The organism is Methylophaga sp. (assembly GCF_009711715.1).
Classification (GTDB): domain Bacteria; phylum Pseudomonadota; class Gammaproteobacteria; order Nitrosococcales; family Methylophagaceae; genus Methylophaga.
Window position 1 is genome coordinate 93180 of the sequence record NZ_VENF01000001.1, and the last position, 19428, is coordinate 112607.

16 protein-coding genes and 5 tRNA genes are annotated in these 19428 nt (G+C 51.3%); 16 read left to right on the plus strand and 5 right to left on the minus strand.

The features are described 5' to 3' along the window. Positions 1 to 68 precede the first annotated feature (68 nt). A complete protein-coding gene (lptF, locus tag FH755_RS00425) occupies positions 69 to 1199 on the plus strand; it encodes an LPS export ABC transporter permease LptF (RefSeq protein WP_292437594.1) in 1131 nt (376 codons plus the stop codon). Further along, entirely contained in the window at positions 1200 to 2264 is a 1065-nt protein-coding gene (lptG, locus tag FH755_RS00430) for an LPS export ABC transporter permease LptG (protein WP_292437596.1), read from the plus strand. It begins immediately after the preceding gene. A 17-nt stretch (positions 2265 to 2281) separates the two neighbouring features. On the opposite strand, the gene FH755_RS00435 is transcribed toward lptG, so the two are convergent. From FH755_RS00435 to FH755_RS00445, 3 genes are all read right to left on the minus strand, one after another. Further along, positions 2282 to 2357, minus strand: a tRNA-Glu gene (locus FH755_RS00435). Positions 2358 to 2412: 55 nt separating this feature from the next. After that, positions 2413 to 2488, minus strand: a tRNA-Glu gene (locus FH755_RS00440). 24 nt (positions 2489 to 2512) lie between these two features. Further along, positions 2513 to 2588, minus strand: a tRNA-Ala gene (locus tag FH755_RS00445). A 287-nt stretch (positions 2589 to 2875) separates the two neighbouring features. Between FH755_RS00445 and lptD the strand changes: the two genes are divergently transcribed. The 8 genes from lptD (at position 2876) to FH755_RS00485 (ending at position 10913) form a co-directional block, all read left to right on the plus strand. Further along, on the plus strand, positions 2876 to 5119 hold the full coding sequence (lptD, locus tag FH755_RS00450) for an LPS assembly protein LptD (protein ID WP_292437598.1): 2244 nt from the start codon (positions 2876 to 2878) through the stop codon (positions 5117 to 5119). A gap of 95 nt (positions 5120 to 5214) precedes the next feature. Further along, entirely contained in the window at positions 5215 to 6480 is a 1266-nt protein-coding gene (locus tag FH755_RS00455; RefSeq protein ID WP_292437600.1) for a peptidylprolyl isomerase, read from the plus strand. Further along, positions 6477 to 7475 (plus strand): 4-hydroxythreonine-4-phosphate dehydrogenase PdxA, encoded by a 999-nt coding sequence (gene pdxA, locus FH755_RS00460; RefSeq protein WP_292437602.1) that lies wholly within the window; start codon positions 6477 to 6479, stop codon positions 7473 to 7475. Before FH755_RS00455 ends, pdxA begins: the two co-directional genes overlap by 4 nt. Before the next feature lies 1 nt (position 7476). Further along, complete coding sequence (gene rsmA, locus FH755_RS00465; RefSeq protein WP_292437603.1) at positions 7477 to 8280, plus strand: 16S rRNA (adenine(1518)-N(6)/adenine(1519)-N(6))-dimethyltransferase RsmA; 804 nt, start codon at positions 7477 to 7479, stop codon at positions 8278 to 8280. A 210-nt stretch (positions 8281 to 8490) separates the two neighbouring features. After that, a complete protein-coding gene (locus FH755_RS00470; protein WP_266234955.1) occupies positions 8491 to 8763 on the plus strand; it encodes an HU family DNA-binding protein in 273 nt (90 codons plus the stop codon). A gap of 12 nt (positions 8764 to 8775) precedes the next feature. Then, positions 8776 to 8851: transfer RNA gene (locus FH755_RS00475), tRNA-Val, on the plus strand. A 9-nt stretch (positions 8852 to 8860) separates the two neighbouring features. Then, positions 8861 to 8937 (plus strand) — tRNA-Asp (locus FH755_RS00480). Between the two features lie 92 nt (positions 8938 to 9029). Continuing rightward, positions 9030 to 10913 carry a SurA N-terminal domain-containing protein gene (locus FH755_RS00485; RefSeq protein WP_292437606.1) on the plus strand — a complete coding sequence of 628 codons (1884 nt, stop codon included), beginning with the start codon at positions 9030 to 9032 and terminating at the stop codon, positions 10911 to 10913. A 42-nt stretch (positions 10914 to 10955) separates the two neighbouring features. Here the strand turns inward: FH755_RS00485 and FH755_RS00490 are convergent, their stop codons facing one another. Both FH755_RS00490 and FH755_RS00495 read right to left on the minus strand, forming a co-directional pair. Further along, positions 10956 to 12158 carry a dicarboxylate/amino acid:cation symporter gene (locus tag FH755_RS00490; RefSeq protein ID WP_292437607.1) on the minus strand — a complete coding sequence of 401 codons (1203 nt, stop codon included), beginning with the start codon at positions 12156 to 12158 and terminating at the stop codon, positions 10956 to 10958. A gap of 75 nt (positions 12159 to 12233) precedes the next feature. After that, positions 12234 to 13022 (minus strand): enoyl-ACP reductase, encoded by a 789-nt coding sequence (locus FH755_RS00495; RefSeq protein WP_292437609.1) that lies wholly within the window; start codon positions 13020 to 13022, stop codon positions 12234 to 12236. Positions 13023 to 13151: 129 nt separating this feature from the next. Here FH755_RS00495 and FH755_RS00500 point away from each other — a divergent pair, with 129 nt between their 5' ends. The 6 genes from FH755_RS00500 (at position 13152) to leuB (ending at position 19422) form a co-directional block, all read left to right on the plus strand. Then, positions 13152 to 15302 carry an ABC transporter substrate-binding protein gene (locus FH755_RS00500; RefSeq protein ID WP_292437610.1) on the plus strand — a complete coding sequence of 717 codons (2151 nt, stop codon included), beginning with the start codon at positions 13152 to 13154 and terminating at the stop codon, positions 15300 to 15302. Positions 15303 to 15386: 84 nt separating this feature from the next. Further along, a complete protein-coding gene (gene pomA / locus FH755_RS00505; RefSeq protein ID WP_292437612.1) occupies positions 15387 to 16154 on the plus strand; it encodes a flagellar motor protein PomA in 768 nt (255 codons plus the stop codon). A 17-nt stretch (positions 16155 to 16171) separates the two neighbouring features. Continuing rightward, a complete protein-coding gene (tssL, locus tag FH755_RS00510) occupies positions 16172 to 17065 on the plus strand; it encodes a type VI secretion system protein TssL, long form (RefSeq protein ID WP_292437614.1) in 894 nt (297 codons plus the stop codon). A gap of 12 nt (positions 17066 to 17077) precedes the next feature. Then, the gene (locus tag FH755_RS00515) at positions 17078 to 17665 is read left to right on the plus strand and encodes a YceI family protein (protein WP_292437615.1); all 588 of its coding nucleotides are present in this window, start codon (positions 17078 to 17080) and stop codon (positions 17663 to 17665) included. Between the two features lie 18 nt (positions 17666 to 17683). Beyond that, positions 17684 to 18322, plus strand: coding sequence for a 3-isopropylmalate dehydratase small subunit (gene leuD, locus FH755_RS00520; protein WP_292437617.1), 639 nt, complete (start codon positions 17684 to 17686; stop codon positions 18320 to 18322). Positions 18323 to 18351: 29 nt separating this feature from the next. Continuing rightward, complete coding sequence (leuB, locus tag FH755_RS00525; protein WP_292437619.1) at positions 18352 to 19422, plus strand: 3-isopropylmalate dehydrogenase; 1071 nt, start codon at positions 18352 to 18354, stop codon at positions 19420 to 19422. Positions 19423 to 19428: the final 6 nt, after the last annotated feature.

Sequence of the window (19428 nt, forward strand, 5' to 3'; positions counted from 1 at the left end):
AGACTTCTTGGATTCGAATTTGATTGTGCCAAAAACAAACGTTTTATTCTAACCAAGACACGCCTTTAATGCTCAACGTTCCGTACCCCATCTCCTCCTGGCTGACGATAATTGATCGTTACATGCTCAGGGAGTTTGTGATTAACCTGGTCGCAGTGACCGGGGTGTTGTGGCTGATTTATATCTCAACCCGCTTTGCCCGTTATCTGGCTGATGCTGCCGTGGGCAATATGCCGGCCGATGTCATTTTCAGTTTGCTGGGACTGAGCTCGCTGGGAGCATTGTCCATTTTGTTGCCGATTGGTGCTTTTCTGGCGGTGATGCTGTCGCTGGGACGGATGAGTTCTGATAATGAACTCACCGTGATGTCAGCCTGTGGCATTTCCAGTCTACGCATTATGCGCAATGTGCTGCTTTTTGCCGGCACCGTGGCGGTCATTGTTGCAACATTATCACTGGCAGTGGTGCCAGGCGTCTTATCTGATCGTTATGAACTCCAGGAAAAGGCCAAAATTTCCGCCAATACTACCGGTCTGATTGCGGGCAGTTTCAAGGAGAGTGAAGGTGGCGACTGGACTTTCTACTCTCAGGGCCTCAGTGCCGACAAGCAGTTTATGGAGAATGTCTTTATTGAAATCGAACGTGAAGACAAACCGCTGATATTCCGCTCCGAGACCGGCCATTTTGAAATCGATTCGCAAACCGGTGATAAATTTCTGGTGCTTGAAGATGGTTACCGCTATGAAGGTAAAGCCGGCGATCAGGATTTCACGATTGCCCAGTTTGCGACCCACAGCCTGTTGATTGAAAAAGGTCAGGAAGGGGAAGTGCGTGAACGCCATAAGGCGATGTCGACCTCGGCGTTACTCGAACGCGGCCAGCCGCGGGATGTTGCCGAAGTGCAGTGGCGCACTGCCGCGGCCTTGATGACTTTGATTTTATGCCTGTCGGCCATCCCGCTCGCCAATGCCGGTCCGCGCCAGGGCCGCTATGCGGGCTTTGTTCCCGCGGTGCTGATTTATATCATCTACAGCAACCTACTCGGAGTGAATCGTGCCTGGGTGGCCAAAGGCGACATCCCGATCTGGCTGGGCGGCGTCTGGGTGCACGTACTGATGCTGATTGTGCTGTTACTGCTGCTTAACCGTCAGACCCTGCGCCGTTTCCTTTCCCGCCATAAACAAAACCAAAGCCGATAAATGCGCATACTTTCCAAATATATCGCCAAAAATATCCTGGCCAGCACCTTGCTGGTTTTGCTGGTCCTGCTGGCTTTGTATACCTTCATGGATTTTATTACCGAGCTTGATGACCTGGGTGAGGGCGACTACGGCATCGGCAGTATCCTCAGCTATATCGCCCTGACCATGCCCAAGCGGATTTATGAATTACTGCCGGTAGCGGCCTTGCTGGGTAGTGTGATTGGCCTTGGCAGTATGGCCAGTCAGAGTGAACTGGTGGCGATGCGTGCGGCGGGCTACTCACTGGGTGATATCAATAAGGCAGTGGTTGTGGTCGCGGCTTTATTGATGTTGCTGGCGCTGCTGATAGGCGAGGGGCTGCGGCCAGTCACCGAGCAGTATGCGAGGGAATTACAGTCTGTGGCACAGACTGGTACGGTGGGGTCACGATCGGAACACGGTTTCTGGACCCGGGACGGCAACCACTTCAATCACATCGACAGAATCAATGCCGATGGCAGTTTTTCCAATGTTGCGATATACGAATTTGATGATAATCACCGGCTAAGGATTCTGACCAGGGCAGCACGGGCTGAGTACCAGGATGACAGCTGGATTCTGTCCGATGTGGTGCAGAGCACTATCAATGAGGCAGGGGTAAAAGTCCGGTCGGTAACGCATGCACGCTGGCAGTCCCAACTTAATCCGGGTATGGTGAATATCGTGGTGGTGCCACCCGAGTTTTTGCCGGTGTGGGATCTGCTCGAATACGTGAGATATCTGAAGGATAATCATCAGTCGGTGGCACAGTATGAACTGGCTTTCTGGAGTAAATTGATGATGCCGGTGAGTACAGCGGTGATGGTATTACTTGCTGTGCCTTTTGTATTCGGACCGCTGCGTTCAGCACCGATTGGCGGCAGAATCCTCGCCGGAGCCCTGATCGGGATTGGTTTTCATCTGTTTAATCAGAGTTTTCAGCATATGGGATTGGTGTTTGGCTTAGTGCCGTGGCTGGCATCGTCGTTTCCTACTATGATGTTTGCCGGACTGGCGTGGTGGTTGAACACCAGGGTGAGATAAATACGATGCTTTAAAGATGGCGTCCCCAAGGGGATTCGAACCCCTGTTACCGCCGTGAAAGGGCGGTGTCCTAGGCCTCTAGACGATGGGGACCCAGGTCTTTAACTTGTCTCGAAAAGAAAGGGCCTGTTTTATCAGGCCCTGAATTTGGCGTCCCCAAGGGGATTCGAACCCCTGTTACCGCCGTGAAAGGGCGGTGTCCTAGGCCTCTAGACGATGGGGACCTAAAACTTTTCTTTCGATAAAATTGGTGGAGCTAGGCGGGATCGAACCGCCGACCTCCTGCATGCCATGCAGGCGCTCTCCCAGCTGAGCTATAGCCCCCCGAAAGGAAGCGCATATCATAGGTACTGAAGCCCGCCCTGTCAACAAAAGATGACAAAATAATTTCTGTGTCGGGCCGGATAAACCGTGCCCTGGATCCGGACCGTAAAAGCGGCTTTACAGCCACTAAAAGCTAAGTTGTTGAGCGCATGGGATTATCCTGTTTGTGAGTACAGGTCGAATAGGGGCTGATTTGCCGATTACACATATATATGCGATAAATTGAGCGTTATTTTTCATTCGGTCAGGACGTCAATCATGGCTGGGTCTGCAGCTTGAGGATGAACATGCGCAAATTGAAGCTTCTATCTACCTTATTAATGTCCTGCCTGGCCGGGACGGCTGCGGCCCAACAGGAACGAGGACTGAGTTGCCATTTCGGTTACGAGGATCTGTTTCTGCCGGCAACAACAGTGGATCCGGAGCAGAGCCCGGTTGATGTCAAAGCCAATGATGTGCAGTTGCTGCAAAGCGGTACCTCGGTGTTTTCCGGTAATGTCGATATCAGCCGGGCAGGACAGCAACTGAGTGCCGAGCGGGCGACATATAACCGTAGCAGTGGCGATGTGACTGCCAGCGGTGATGTCAGGCTGCGTGACAGCGAGATTATCATCGACTCGCAACAGGCGGAATGGTCGATGGACAAGGACGAGGGCAGAATGCTTGATGCCCAGTACCGGATTCGCCAGATGCATGCACGTGGTCAGGCCAGTCATCTGTTGCGTAAAGGCAAGGCAACAACCGATCTGAAGAATGCCAGCTATACCACCTGTCCAGAAGGGGACAATGCCTGGCGGCTGGATGCGGACGAAGTGCATCTGGATCACGTGTCGGGGGTTGGTGAGGCAGAAAATGTGGTCGTGCGTGTCGGCGGTCTGCCGGTGTTTTATACCCCTTATATTAATTTCCCGCTCAATGATGAGCGTAAATCGGGCTTCCTCCCACCCTCAGTGGGTAACAGTGATGAAACCGGTTTTGATGTGATGACGCCCTATTACTGGAATATTGCACCTAATATGGACGCCACGCTGACACCACGCTATATGAGTGATCGCGGTCTGATGCTGGGTGGTCAGTTCCGTTATTTATCTGAGTGGGGTGAGGGCGAAGTAGAGGCTAATTATCTGGCTTCAGATAATCTCAGAAAAGATGGTGAGGATATTAATCCTTATTATCAGGAAGACCGTGAACTGTTTACCTGGCAACATCGTTCCTATCTGCCCAATCGCTGGCGAGCTATTGTTGATTACAACTATGTGTCAGATGAAAACTATTTTGAGGATTTTGGCTCCAGTTTGAGCTTATCCAGCCGCACCCACCTCAATCGTCTGGTTGAAACCGGCTATGTGGGCGATGTCTGGAATTTTACAGCCCGCATGCAGGGATATCAGACCCTGGCCGATGTGCCGGAGCAATATAAAAGGCTGCCACAATTACTGCTCAATGGTTATCTGCCGGATCAGGCGCTGGGGCTGACTTATGAGTTTGAAGGCGAATATGTTGAGTTTGACCATAATGACCGGGTTGAAGGTCAGCGTATTAATTTTGAGCCTGCTGTCAGTATGCCGATGGGTACTTCGGCGTTTTTTGCAACGCCCAGACTGGCCTTTAACCACACCCGTTACAATTTGAAAAGCGATGATCTGAATCAATTTGATGACGATGCTTCGCGTTCCCTGCCAATTGCCAGTTTCGATACCGGCCTGTTTTTCGAGCGTGAACTTAATATTGGTAAGGGTAACTTTCTGCAAACACTGGAGCCACGGGCTTTCTATTTATATATTCCCGAGCGCGATCAGTCGGATATTCCGGATTTTGATACCAGTTTATCCACCTTTAATATGATCCGGCTTTTTTCCTATGATCGCTTTATCGGCGGTGATCGTATCGGTGATGCCAATCAGCTCTCGCTTGCGGTGACTTCCCGTATCATCAATCAGGAAACCGGTGATGAAAACCTGCGACTGACGCTGGGTCAGATCCGTTATTTTGATGATCGTGAGGTGACGCTGCCCAATGGCACCGAAGACAGTGAACCCGACTCCGATATGATCGCAGAAGCCGTGGCCTTCATTAATGATGAATGGTCAGTCAGTGGTGAAATCCAGTGGGATCCGGGTGAAACACAATCTAATATGTCTTCGGTTGGCCTGCGCTACCGTGGTGATGAGGGCGGTATTTTTAACATTTCCCACCGCTATCGTCGCGACAATGCTGACATTACCCGCATAGAAGGTCTTGAGCAGGTGGATATTTCTGCCCAGGTGCCGGTGGCGGAGCGCTGGCAATTGTTCGGTCGCTGGTATCGTTCCATTGATCAGGGCCGAACGCTGGAAGCCCTGGCCGGTGTCCAGTACGACAGCTGTTGCTGGGCCACAAGGCTGGCAATTCGCAACTACGTCAATGATGCCTTTGATGATGATCGTAACCTGGCCATTTATTTTCAGGTTGAGCTTAAAGGTCTGGGTGCATTTGGTAAGAAGTCTGACAGCCTGCTGGAAACCAGCATTCGCGGTTATCAGCCAGACTGAACTCATTAGCGGAACGCGCTGTCTTTGGAGCCAGGACACACAGACTGTCCATATCCTTATATAATGCCCGCGAGAATTTTGGAGTAATTGTTTTGATGAAGTTTCTGATTGCCGCATTGTTGCTGGCTACCAATGTCTGGGCTGCCCCGCTGGATCGTATTATCGCTGTCGTCAATGACGAAGTGATTCTAGAAAGTGAGTTGATGGACATGGAGCAAACCGTGCGTCAGCAGCTACGCGAGCGCCAGGCGGCGATTCCGCCGACCGATATTTTACGCAAACAGGTGCTGGAGCGTCTGATCATGCAGCGGCTGCAGTTACAGCGCGCAGAGCAGGTTGGTGTCAGAGTTGGTGATGATGCCCTGAATGCCGCGCTACGCCAGATTGCCGATAACAATAATATGAACCTGCGCCAGTTCCGGGATGTGCTGGAAGAAGATGGCTATGATTTCAGTCAATTCCGTGAAACCATCCGCGAAGAGATGATCATCAGCCGTCTTCGTAAGGGGCAGGTCGAGGATCGGGTAGTTGTCTCAGATCGGGAAGTCGATAATTTCCTGGCCACGCAGAGCGTTCAGGCCGGTAACAGCGAAGTGGAATATCAACTGCAGCATATTCTTATCAGTATGCCGGAAGCTGCTTCACCGGAAGAGGTGCAACAGGCGCAGGAGCAACTGGAAAAAATCCAGGGCCTGCTGGCTGAAGGTGGCGATTTTGGTCAGGTTGCCGCAGGCTACTCCGATGGTCAGAATGCGCTGGAAGGCGGTGAACTGGGTTGGCGTAAACAGGGTGAGTTACCGTCGCTGTTTGCCGATGTGGTGCCTGAACTTTCTGTTGGTGAGGTCAGTGAACCGCTTCGCAGCGGCAGTGGCTTTCACCTGGTCAGACTGAAAGATAAAAAAAGTGCTGAAACGCATCTGGTTAAGCAGACGCTGGCCAGCCATATCCTGATAAAAACCAATGAGCTGGTAACAGATGAAGAAGCGGAAAAACGACTGAATCAATTACGTCAGCGTATCGTTAACGGTGAAGATTTTGCCGAACTGGCCCGCGCCCATTCGGAAGACACTGGTTCGGCAATTGAAGGCGGTAGCCTTGGCTGGGTCAGTCCCGGTGTGATGGTGCCGGAATTCCAGGAAAAAATGGATGCACTCGCGATTGGTGAAATGAGTGAGGTCTTCCAGAGTCGTTTTGGGTGGCATCTGATTAAAGTCGAAGATCGTCGCGAAGAAAACATGGCGGAAGAATTTAAACGTAACAAAGCCCGTGAACAGATTCGCCAGCGCAAAATCGATGAAGAAATGGAAAGCTGGCTGCGTGCGATGCGTGATGAAGCCTATGTGGAGTACCGCGACCTTTGACTGTGATCAGGCGAATTGCACTGACAACAGGTGAACCAGCCGGTATTGGTCCCGATCTCTGTATCCAACTGGCACAGACGCCGCAGAAGGCGCAATTGATTGCGCTTGTCGATCCCATGCTGATGCAGCAACGCGCAGATCAGCTCAACTTGCCGTTGACACTGATTGAGGCTGATCTGACACAGCCCGCGGCTGTGGCTGACCCCGGCAGTCTCTATTATCTGCCGATACCTTTAAAGCATGAGGTCACTCCCGGAGAGTTGAACCCGGCTAACAGCGCCTATGTGCTTGCTATGTTGCAACTGGCCCTGGATAACAGTCTCAGCGGTGAATTCGATGCCATTGTGACCGCGCCGGTGCATAAAGGTGTGATTAACGATGCCGGATACAGTTTCAGCGGCCATACCGAATTTTTTGCTGACGGGGCCGGTGTAGCCAAAGTAGTGATGATGCTGGCGACCGAATCGCTGCGGGTAGCACTGGCGACCACGCACTTACCACTGAAAGCGGTCAGTGACGCCATTACCCGTGACAGCCTGCAGCAGATTATCCACATCATTGATAAATCCCTGCAGCGCCAGTTTGGTCTTGAAAAGCCGAGAATTGCCGTGTGCGGGCTCAATCCTCATGCCGGTGAAGCGGGCCATCTCGGTCGCGAGGAAATTGAAACCATTCAGCCGGTGATTGATGCCTGTCACGCTGAGGGGATTGCTGTCAGCGGTGCCTGGCCAGCGGATACTATTTTTAACCAGGACAAACTGAAAGATTACGATGTGGTGCTGGCCATGTTCCATGACCAGGGTTTGCCTGTGCTCAAACATCATGGCTTTGGCCGTGCCGTCAATGTGACGCTGGGACTGCCGTTTATACGTACTTCAGTCGACCACGGTACTGCACTTGATATGGCGGGATCAGGGAAAGCCTCTGCATCCAGCCTGCAGGCCGCGGTGGATATGGCCCTGTCCATGGCTGACAGCCAGCAAAACGGCAAATAATATGACACAATCCCACTATCCGCGCGCCCGCAAGCGCTTTGGTCAGAACTTTCTTCATGATGAAGCCATCATTGAAGGCATTCTCGAGGTCATCAGTCCTGATAAAGGACAGCATCTGGTGGAGATTGGTCCTGGCCGCGGTGCACTGACAATGCCCTTGCTGAGCCGCTGTGACCAGCTTGATGTGATTGAGCTGGATCGCGACCTGGTTCCGCTGTTAGCGAGCAAACTGGGCCATCACAAGCATTTGACCATTCACGAAGCGGATGCGCTGAAATTCGACTACCGGCAATTACAGCAGCACGGTGAAAAGCTGAGGGTATTGGGTAACCTGCCTTACAACATTACGACGCCATTATTGTTTCATCTGGTCGAGCAGAAAGCCTGTATTGAAGACATGTGTTTCATGCTGCAGCGTGAGGTTGTCGAGCGCATCTGCGCGGAGCCTAGCACCAAGCAGTATGGTCGTTTGAGCATTATGCTCCAGCATCAGTGCTATGTAGAACAGATGTTTGTCGTGCCACCTGAAGCCTTTGATCCCCCACCCAAAGTGGAATCTGCGATTATTTATCTGCAACCTTTGTCACAAAACAAAGGGGGAGAGGTCGATCTGGCCAGACTCAATCAAATCGTCACAGCGGCGTTTAGTCAGCGTCGTAAAACGATCGCTAACACCTTGAAAAAACAGGTGTCTTTGGAAACGCTAGAACAGGTGGGTATTGAGCCGGGGCAGCGACCTGAAACGGTCACGGTGGAACAATATGTCGAATTGACTCGCTGCCTGCAGCTGCGAGAGGCAACCTGACAATATTCACGCCTTGCGTCAGATTGTCAACCGTCAGCCATCAATCCCTGCTCAGCCCCGATAAAATCTTGCTCGAAACAGTGTTTAGTCGTCTTGACACGTCAATTTTGCTGTAGTTAGATACTCACAGTCCGGTATCGCTGAGCCAGGTAGCAGTGAATCCGGCATTTGAACGACATAACGATTAATAACGATATGAGGAATTAAGCTGTGAATAAATCTGAACTCATCGATGCAGTTGCTGCAGCTGCAGACATCTCTAAAGCAAAAGCCGCTCAAGCTGTTGATGGCATGACATCAGCTGTGACCAAAGCACTGAGCAAAGGCGACCAAGTCACACTGGTCGGTTTTGGTACTTTCTCAGTTCGCGAGCGCGCCGCACGTACTGGCCGTAACCCACGTACAGGCGAAGAAATCAAAATCGCCGCGGCTAAAATTCCTGCTTTCAAAGCTGGTAAAGCACTCAAGGATGCTGTAAACTAGTCGTTTTTCTTGGGGTGCTTAGCTCAGCTGGGAGAGCATCGCCCTTACAAGGCGAGGGTCGGGGGTTCGATCCCCTCAGCACCCACCAGGAATTCTTGGAGCGGTAGTTCAGCTGGTTAGAATACCGGCCTGTCACGCCGGGGGTCGCGGGTTCGAGTCCCGTCCGCTCCGCCAAGACGAAAAAGGGCGCATTTATTGCGCCTTTTTTTTTGCCTGATGGTTTAGACTATCTGTTTTAATAATCAAAGAAATGAAGGTTTTCTTCCATGTTGCATTTCATACGTGATCGCGCCCAGGGATGGATTGCCTGGTTTATTGTCGGTCTGATTAGTATTCCGTTTGCGCTGTGGGGGGTGAACTCCTACATGACAGGTGCTTCTGATGTGGTCGTGGCTGAAGTCAATGGCCATGAAATCAGTCAGACGCAACTGCAGCAATCATTACAGCAATACCGTGATCAGATGCGTAATGTACTGGGTGAACAGTTCGATCCGGCTATGTTTGAAGGTGCCGCCGTTAAACGTAATATTCTGGACGGCCTGATAGAACAGCAGTTATTACGAGAAGCCAATCAAAAGCTGGGTCAGACAGTCAATGACGCCTCGGTTTCTGAAATGATTCGTTCCACGCCGGCGTTTCAGCGTGACGGTCAGTTTGATCCTGACTATTATGCGATGGTGCTGGCGAGGGTGGGTTACAGTCCCACAAGCTACGAAGCTCAGTTGCGCAGTGATCTGCTTGCACAGGAACTGACGCAGAATATTCAGCGTTCCGCTATCGTCACTGAGGCACAACTGAATCGGGTGCTGGCACTGGAAAAACAGCAGCGTGAAATCGCCTACGGTGTGGTTCCGCTTCAGGAATATGTAGACAAAGTCAGTATCGATGACCAAGCGGTCCGCGATTATTATGAAAATAATAAAAACGCTTATACCGCACCGGAACAGGTTAAGCTCAACTATGTTGAGCTCGATATAGACAGTATCGCCGAAACAATCACGGTCGATGAGGAAGCGCTGAAACAGTTTTATGCTGATAACCAGTCACAATTCGTCGGTCCTGAACAACGCCGGGTCAGCCATATTCTGATCGAAGGGGATGACGAGGAAGCACTGGCGAAAATCGAGACGATTGCTGAACGTATTGAACAGGGCGAAGATTTCGCGGACGTTGCCAAAGTGGAATCCCAGGATACCGGCTCGGCAGCTCAGGGCGGTGACCTGGGTTTCTTTGGTCGTGACGTGATGGACCCGGCTTTTGAGGAAGCCGCTTTTGCGCTGGAAAACGTCGGTGACATCAGTGAACCGGTACAAACCGAGTTCGGTTATCACCTGATTAAACTGACCGGTGTAGAGTCACCTGAAGTACAGGATTTTGCTGATGTGCGTGATGAAGTCGAACAACGTTACCGCCGTCAGCAGGCTGAAGCACAGTTTTATGACAAAGCTGAGCAACTGGCTAACCTGAGCTTTGAAAACCCGGATAGTCTTGATGTGGCAGCCGAAGAGCTGGGGCTGGATATTCAAACCACGGAACTGTTTACCCGTGGCGGTACCGAGTCCGGTATCACCAGTGAGACCAAAGTGGTTGAAGCCGCTTTCAGCGAAGATGTGCTGCAAAATGAACTGAACAGCTCCGTGATTGAGCTATCAGACACTCATCTGGTGGTGATTCACAAGAATAAGCATATTCCTGAAAGTGTGTTGCCATTCGAATCGGTTGAGCCGGCGATCAAGCAGCAATTACTGTTTGATAAAGCGAGTCAGTTTGCCCGTGAAAAAGGGGAAGCAATTGTGTCTGAGCTGAAATCGGGCGCCGAGGCGCAGGGTCTGTTGGAAAACTGGCAGCCTGCTGCTTTCTATGGCCGTGACAGTGAGGAAGTCAGCAATCAGATCCTGCAGCGGGCATTTGAAATGCAGAAACCGGATGCACAAGCGCAATATGCCGGCTTCACTGCAGATAATGGTAACTATGTCGTTATCAAGCTGACTGCTGTACAGAACGGCCAAGCTGCTGAGGTTGAGGCTGAAGAAAAGCAGTCGATTGAAGCGCAATTGCAACAGATGCTGGCTAATGCTGAGCTACAGGCTTTCATCGCCAGCTTACGTGCTGATGCCGATATCGATATTATCGATAAAAGCCTGCGATAAGCCTGACTGAACTGACTAAAAAAGCGCCTTCGGGCGCTTTTTTTATGTCAGTCTGTCAATCACTGCGGCGCCGACACTGTCACCCCAGACATTGACGGTGGTACGGAAACGATCCAGAAACCAGTCCACCGCGAGTAACAGGGCGATGCCTTCCAGTGGCAGACCGACCGCAGTAAGCACAATCACCATAGTCACCAGACCCGCCTCCGGAATACCGGCTGCACCAATTGCCGCCAGTGTCGCAGTGATAAAAACAATGCCCTGCTGCATCAGGCTGAGCTCAATCCCATAAGCCTGCGCAATAAACAGCACTGCTGCTGCCTCGTAGAGGGCAGTACCATCCATATTAATTGTTGCCCCCAGCGGTAGTACGAACTTAACGGCCTTGGGGTTAACCTGGTTCTCACGGGCACATTCCATGGTCAGCGGGAGGGTGGCAGAAGAGCTCGCCGTGCCGAATGAGGTGACCAAAGCTCTGGCCATGCCCAGCAGGTAATCGATCCCACGATTGGCAATAAAAAACAGAATCAGCAGCAAAACAATGGCATGTATAAGCAGCCCGGTCAGCACGGTCACGACATGCAGGCCCACAGCGGTGATTTCAGCCATAAACTGTTCGCCGCCACCGGCACTGCCCAGCCGTGCGGCAATCAGAGCAAAGATGCCAATTGGGGCAAAATGCATGATCCAGATAACCAGTTTCATCATGGCTTCATTGATGCCGTCAAACACGGCAAAGACCGGTTTGGATTTATCCCCTATGGTAGTCAGTGCCATGGCAAAAATAATGGCAAATACAATCAGCGGCAGTAATTCTGTCTGGCTTGCGGCCGTCACCAGGTTGGGGGAGATCAGGGACAAGACAATATCGCTGATGCCGGTATCCTGTTTAGACAGAATATGTTCAGGCACCTCAGTCTGGCTCAGCTGAATGCCGATGCCGGGCTGAATCCAGTTGACGACTAAGAGGCCGATGAAAACGGCAATGGCGGTGGTTGATAGATAATAGACCAGGGTATAACCGCCCATTTTTCCAAGTTGCCGGATATCACCGAGGCTGCCGATACCGCTGATGACAGAGGCAATCACCAGCGGAATAATGGTCATCTTCAACGCATTGAGAAACAGGCTGCCCAGCCAGCCTATCGACATGGCTGCTTCGCCGGCATACCAGCCGTAGAAAACGCCAGCAACGGCCCCGGCAATAATAAAGGCCAACAGGGCCATGGCATGTGAGTGCGACATTGAATTTCCCCGCGCTGAAAACAAAACAGGGCATATAAAATGCCCTGTCGTTGATATTAGCAGATAAGCTGGCTGCTATTTGTCGCCAATGCCGACGATGTTATAGCCGGCATCCACATAGGTAATTTCGCCGGTCACCCCTGAAGCCAGATCGGAGCAAAGGAAAGCAGCCACGTTACCGACTTCTTCGATGGTGACGTTGCGGCGTAGCGGGGAGTTACGTTCACCGTAAGCCAGCATTTTGCCGAAATCACCGATGCCTGCCGCTGCCAGTGTTTTGATTGCACCGGCCGATACCGCATTCACACGGATACCTTCCTCACCGAGAGAGTAGGCCATGTAGCGCACGGTGGCTTCGAGGGCGGCTTTAGCCACGCCCATCACATTATAGTTATCAATCGCGCGTTCAGCACCCAGGTAGCTCAGTGTCAGCATCGAGCCGTTACGACCAGCCATCATCGGCTTCCCGGCTTTCGCCAAGGCGGCAAAACTATAGGCGCTGATGTCATTTGACATGGCAAAGGCCTCACGGGTGACGCTGTCAACAAAGCTGCCCTGAAGCTGTTCGCGTGGCGCAAAGGCTACCGAATGAACAATCGTGTCGAGACCATCCCAGTGTTTGCCCAGATCGTCGAACACGGCCTGAATCTGTTCATCGCTGCTGACATCGCAGGGAAAGACCAGAGAAGGGTCGCCGCCACATTCGGCAGCAATTTTTTCAACGCGGGATTTGAGCTTGTCGTTCTGATAGGTAAAGGCCAGCTCAGCGCCTTGTTTAGCCATGGCATGCGCAATGCCGGAGGCGATGGAACGCGGGCTGGCAACGCCCACAATTAACACGCGTTTGCCTTGCAGGAAACCCATAAGTCTCTCCTAAACTGCGGATAAAGCCGGATAACTTACCTGATTTTAACATTAACGGGAAGGGCGACCGCGCAGTAATCTCATGATAATCTTGGTCACACATGAGGTTCCAATTTTAATGATGTGAGAATGAAACTGAGATATCTGCTGGTTTATCTGTCGTTGCTTGTCGTCACCGCTTGTGAGTTCGGCGCGGTCAACTCACCTTACCCCGATCAAAACCCGGAGATTGATACACTTTATACCTCTTTCTCACTGCGCCCCAAGCACCTGGACCCGGCCCGTTCCTACAGTGCGAACGAAATTGCCATTACCGGCCAGATTTACGAGCCGCCATACCAGTATCACTATCTCAAGCGACCTTATCAGCTGGAACCACTGGTGGCAGCCGATATGCCCGCCGTTACTTACCTGGATGAAAATGACCAACCGGTACCGGAAGACAGCGATGACGTTGCCTACAGTGTTTACACAATCCCATTGAAAAGCGGGATCTTCTTCCAGCCGCATCCGGCCTTTGTCCGGGATGAAAATGGCGAGTTTCTTTATCACAACCTCAGCAATGAACAGCTGGAAGAGATTGAAAAGCTGGCAGATTTTGAGCAAAGCGATACCCGTGAGCTGAAAGCCGATGATTTTGTTTACCAGATTAAACGGCTGGCTCATCCCGAAATTCACTCTCCCATTCTTGGCCTGATGGGGGAACATATCGTCGGTCTGACAGACTATGCCGATAAGTTAAGGGAATTACGCCAGCAGGGATTGCCGTTAGATCTGAGAAAACTGGATATTGAGGGAGTCAAAGTTATTGACGACAGCCATTATCAGATCAAGGTTTACGGTCGTTATCCACAATTGCGGTTCTGGCTGGCGATGCCGTTTTTTGCCCCCATTCCGTGGGAGGCCGAGCAGTTTTATGCCCAGCCCGGACTGATTGATAAAAACATCACCATTGACTGGTATCCGGTCGGTACCGGGCCATTTTATATGACCGAGAATGATCCTAACCGGCGTATGGTGCTCAGCAAGAATCCGCACTTTCACGGCGAGTTTTACCCGACTGAGGGCGATCCGGGTGATGCAGAGGCCGGACTGCTTGACGATGCCGGCAAGCCGCTACCACTGATCGATGAAATCGTCTTTACTCTGGAAAAGGAAAACACGTCCTACTGGGGTAAGTTTATTCAGGGCTATTATGATGTTAGCGGTATTAGCTCAGACAGCTTTGATCAGGCAGTACAGGTTTCTTCAGCCGGTGAATTCGGCCTCAGTGATGCGATGAAAGAAAAAGGCATTCAACTGGAAACGGCCGTAGGCACCTCTACCTTTTATATTGGTTTCAATATGCTTGATCCGGTGGTTGGGGGCTATTCGGAACGTGCCAAAAAACTCAGAAGGGCGATTTCCATTGCCATTGATCACGAGGAATATATTTCGATTTTTGCCAACGGCCGCGGTATTCCGGCACAGGGACCGGTGCCGCCCGGCATTTTCGGTTATGTTGAAGGTGAAGCCGGTATTAATCCACATGTCTATGACTGGCAACAAGGGATGCCGGTCAGACGACCAATTGAGGATGCCAAAAAGCTGCTGAGTGAGGCGGGATACCCCAGGGGGCGTGATGCTGAAACCGGTGAGCCATTGGTATTGTATTTTGATGTCCCGGCCAGCGGCCCTGACAGCAAGGCCCAGCTTGACTGGTTACGCAAGCAGTTCCGCAAGCTTAACGTGCAACTGGTCATCCGCAGCACCGATTACAACCGCTTCCAGGATAAAATGCGGCGTGGTCAGGCGCAGATTTTCCAGTGGGGCTGGAATGCCGATTACCCGGATCCGGAAAATTTTCTGTTTCTACTCTACGGCCCCAACGGCAAGGTGGAAACCGGTGGTGAGAATGCGGCGAACTATAAAAATACGGCTTTTGACAAGCTGTTTGAATCAATGCGGGTGATGCCAAATAATGAAGAACGGCTAAAGATCATTCAGCGTATGGCCGATATCGCTCGTGAGGATGCGCCCTGGGTCTGGGGCTTTCATCCCAAAATGTTCACGCTCTATCATGCCTGGAATCACAACATTAAACCTAATCTGATGGCGAACAACACCCTCAAATACCGTCGACTCGATACCGAGCTGCGTCAACGCCTGCAGGATGAGTGGAACAGGCCTACTGTCTGGCCACTGTTGCTGCTGTTATTCGCATTGCTGCTAATGATATTGCCGGCAGTGATGGTTTATCGTCATAAAAAGCATAAAAAACATTCAATTCCGGCTACCTGAAAAGCAGATTTTTTGTGACGGCTTCGGTAGAATTACCGCCTGAATTGTGATGTTGATGCTGGATGCTATAGAGGGAGCTTAAGAGTGGATCTTGCTACGCTGCTGGGCCTTGTCACTGCCTGGGGATTGATTATTGCGACAATCGCGCTGGGCGCGGCTGCCGGTACTTTCGTCAACATGCCATCACTGGCGATTGTTCTGGGGGGGACCTTTGCTGTAGTTCTGATGCGCTTCACTCTGGGACAGTTCATCGGTTCGATAAAAACAGCCACTAAAGCTTTTCTGCATAAGTCAGAATCACCCCAAGCCATCATTGACAGTGTGGTTGAACTGGCTGCTATTGCGCGTAAGGAAGGGTTGCTGGCGCTGGAGCGTCAGGAAATCAGCAACCCGGTTCTTTCCAAAGGCATTATGATGCTGGTCGATGGTCATGAGCCCGGCGTAGTCAAGAAAGCACTGCTGACGGAAATGAATGAAACGTTGAACCGCCATAGCGTGGGCCAGCAAATATTCAAAGCCATGGGCGATGCCGCGCCTGCGATGGGCATGATAGGTACCCTGGTTGGCCTGGTACAGATGCTGAGCAATATGTCTGACCCTAAATCCATCGGTCCTGCGATGGCTGTGGCGCTGCTGACAACTTTATACGGTGCGATGCTGGCCAATATGTTTGCGCTGCCAATTGCTGACAAACTGTCACTTCGCAGCAGCGAAGAGCAAATGAACAAAAACATCATTATCGAGAGCGTACTCGGAATTCAGGAAGGACAAAATCCGAAAATCCTGGGTGAAATCCTCAAAAACTTTCTTCCCGCCTCCAAGCGTGACACCGAAGAAGAAGCTGCCGCCTGACAAGGCCGCTTTTATCTATGAGTGAGAATTCAAACAGAGTCAAACGTGACGCGGAGGGCTTGCCTGCCTATATGGCAACGTTTGCCGATTTGATGTCGCTATTGATGTGTTTCTTTGTTCTGTTGTTGTCGTTTGCTGAAATCGATGCGCTGAAATACAAGATGGTGGTCAAATCGCTGGAAACGGCTTTTGGTGTCCAGCGCGAAGTGCCAAAAGACGAAATACCTGAAGGCACCAGCATTATCGCCCAGGAGTTCAGTCCGGGGGAGCCTAAACCGACTCCCCTCAAAGTGGTCAGACAGGATACAATGGACGAAACCCGTGAACAGCTGAAGGTCACCGCAGATGCGGAACAACTGGCTCAGCAGCAGGTAAGAGAAGTCGCTGAAGAGACGCAGGAATTCCGGGAAGCACTGGAGCAGGAAATCAAGGATGGGCTGATTGTGGTTGAGAGCCAGTTCAGCCGTATTGTGATACGCATCCGTGAGAAGGGCTCGTTCCCCTCCGGTGATGCCCGTCTCAATCCTGGGTTTATCCCGATTTTGCGGAAAATTCATGATGTGTTGCTGACCACGGATGGCCGCATAGCGGTGGCAGGACACACTGACAATGTGCCGATTAACACTGTTCGTTACCGATCGAACTGGGAGTTGTCGACGTCACGGGCGACCTCGGTGGTGCATGAGTTGCTGGCACCGGGTGTAATACCTGCTGATCGCTTTGTGCTGGAGGGGTATGCGGATACCAAGCCGCTGGTTCCCAACGATACGGCAGAAAACCGGGCCAAAAACCGCCGGGTTGAGATTATTGTCCTCAAGTCACCGGTGGAGGAGGAGCTGACTCGTTCCATAGACGAATTGATGCAGGAGCACGAATCCGTCGACAGCGAAATCAGTCCGCTATACGAATAAAAGGAGTTCAAGATGAAATACCTTTACAAAACATTCTGTTTGATGGGCCTGTTATTGGTGAGTGCGGTTGCGAGTGCCACTTCCTGGCAACTGGATAATGGCCAGTCACAGCTCAGCTTTGTCTCTGTCAAGAAAAACAATATTGCAGAAGTCCATCATTTCGACTGGATCGCTGGCTCAGTCAACGAAGCCGGCGAACTGGCTGTTGAAATTGATCTTACCAGTGTGAATACCGGCATTGAGATCCGTGATTCACGGATGAAAGAGTTTTTCTTTGAGGTGGATGCTTATCCGACCGCCGACCTGCACGCCAAGATCGATCCTGCCTTTATCAGTGAGCTGGCAGCCGGACAATCCAAACCGCTGGCAGTTGATGCCGAGCTGGATTTTCATGGTCAGAAACAAACCGTGAATCTGGCGCTGATGGTGACCAAAGTCAGTGACAAAGAACTATTGGTTGTCTCTAATCAGCCGGTGATTCTCAATGTGGCTGATTTCGATCTGGTCAAAGGACTTGAAAAATTACGTGAACTGGCCGGCCTGCCAAGCATCAGTCAGGCAGTACCTGTCAGTTTTTATTTAGTACTGAACGCGATGTAAAGAGGTTAAGACCGCGTTATGCAAAAGTTTTCAGTTGAAACCGGCATTGTCATTCCGATGGATAGACCCAACGTCGATACCGATGCCATCATTCCCAAACAGTTTCTTAAATCAATCAAACGCACCGGCTTCGGCCCCAATCTTTTTGATGAATGGCGTTATCTGGATCACGGTGAACCTGGACAGGATTGCAGTGAGCGACCGATTAACCCTGATTTCGAGTTGAATCAGCCGCGCTATAAAGGTGGCACTATTTTGCTGGCGCGGGAGAACTTCGGGTGTGGTTCCAGTCGTGAACATGCCGTCTGGGCGCTGGATGATTTCGGCATCCGCGTGATTATCGCCCCGAGTTTTGCCGATATTTTCTTCAGTAACACCAGCAAGAACGGTATTCTCGCCATCACGCTGGAAGAAAAGCTGATTAACAAGCTGTTTGCTCAGGTCGAAGCCAGCCCCGGTTATCAACTTAAGGTTGATTTACCGGCGCAGATGATTACACTGCCCGATGGTGAAATGATCCCATTCGACATTGACAGCTTCAAAAAGCACTGTCTGCTCGAAGGTCTGGATGATATTGGCCTGACATTACAGCACACGGCAGAGATTGAAGCCTACGAGGCCAAACGTAAACAGGAAGCGCCCTGGCTGTTCTCCTGAAACAAGATATAGCAATTAAAGAAACGACAATGACAAAAAAAATAGCAGTTCTGCCCGGCGACGGGATTGGTCCTGAGATCGTTGCCGAAGCGGTTAAGGTATTGGAAAAACTTCGCACTGAAGGTCTGGATATCAGTCTGGATTACGGTCTGGTCGGTGGTGCAGCCTATGATGAGACCGGCACTCCGTTGCCGGATGACACGCTGGCGCTTGCCAGGGAAGCCGATGCGATTCTGCTTGGTGCCGTGGGTGGCTACAAATGGGAGTCTCTGGATATCAGCGTGCGTCCAGAGAAAGGACTGTTGGGTCTGCGCAGTGAGCTGAATCTATTTGCCAACCTGCGCCCGGCGATTCTTTACCCTCAGCTGGCCGGTGCTTCAACCTTGAAGCCGGAAGTTGTTGCCGGACTGGATCTGATGATTGTGCGTGAACTGACCGGCGGTATCTATTTCGGTCAGCCACGTGGTGTTCGCACCCTGGAAAACGGTGAGAAACAAGGCTATAACACGCTGGTTTACCGTGAAAGTGAAATTCAGCGTATCGGTAAAGTGGCTTTTGATATTGCCGGCAAACGGCAGGGCCGTGTCTGCTCCGTTGATAAAGCAAATGTGCTGGAGTGCACGGAACTGTGGCGTGAAACTATGACAGAATTGGCACGGGATTACCCCGAGGTCGAACTCAGTCACATGTATGTTGATAATGCTGCCATGCAATTGGTACGGGCACCGAAACAGTTTGATGTGATGGTCACTACCAACATGTTTGGTGACATTCTGTCCGATTGTGCCTCGATGTTGACCGGTTCCATCGGTATGTTGCCGTCAGCGTCACTGGATGAAAACAGTAAGGGCATGTACGAACCGATTCATGGCAGTGCCCCGGATATTGCCGGCCAGAATATTGCCAACCCGCTGGCAACCATTCTGTCAGCTGCTATGATGTTACGTTACACGCTCGATGAAGCTGACATGGCTAATCGAATCGAAAAAGCTGTGAGTCAGGTGCTGGATGACGGTCTCAGAACGGCCGACATCTACTCAGAAGGCAGCACCAAAGTATCGACATCGGAAATGGGCGATGCGGTTGTCGCAGCTTTGTAATCCCAA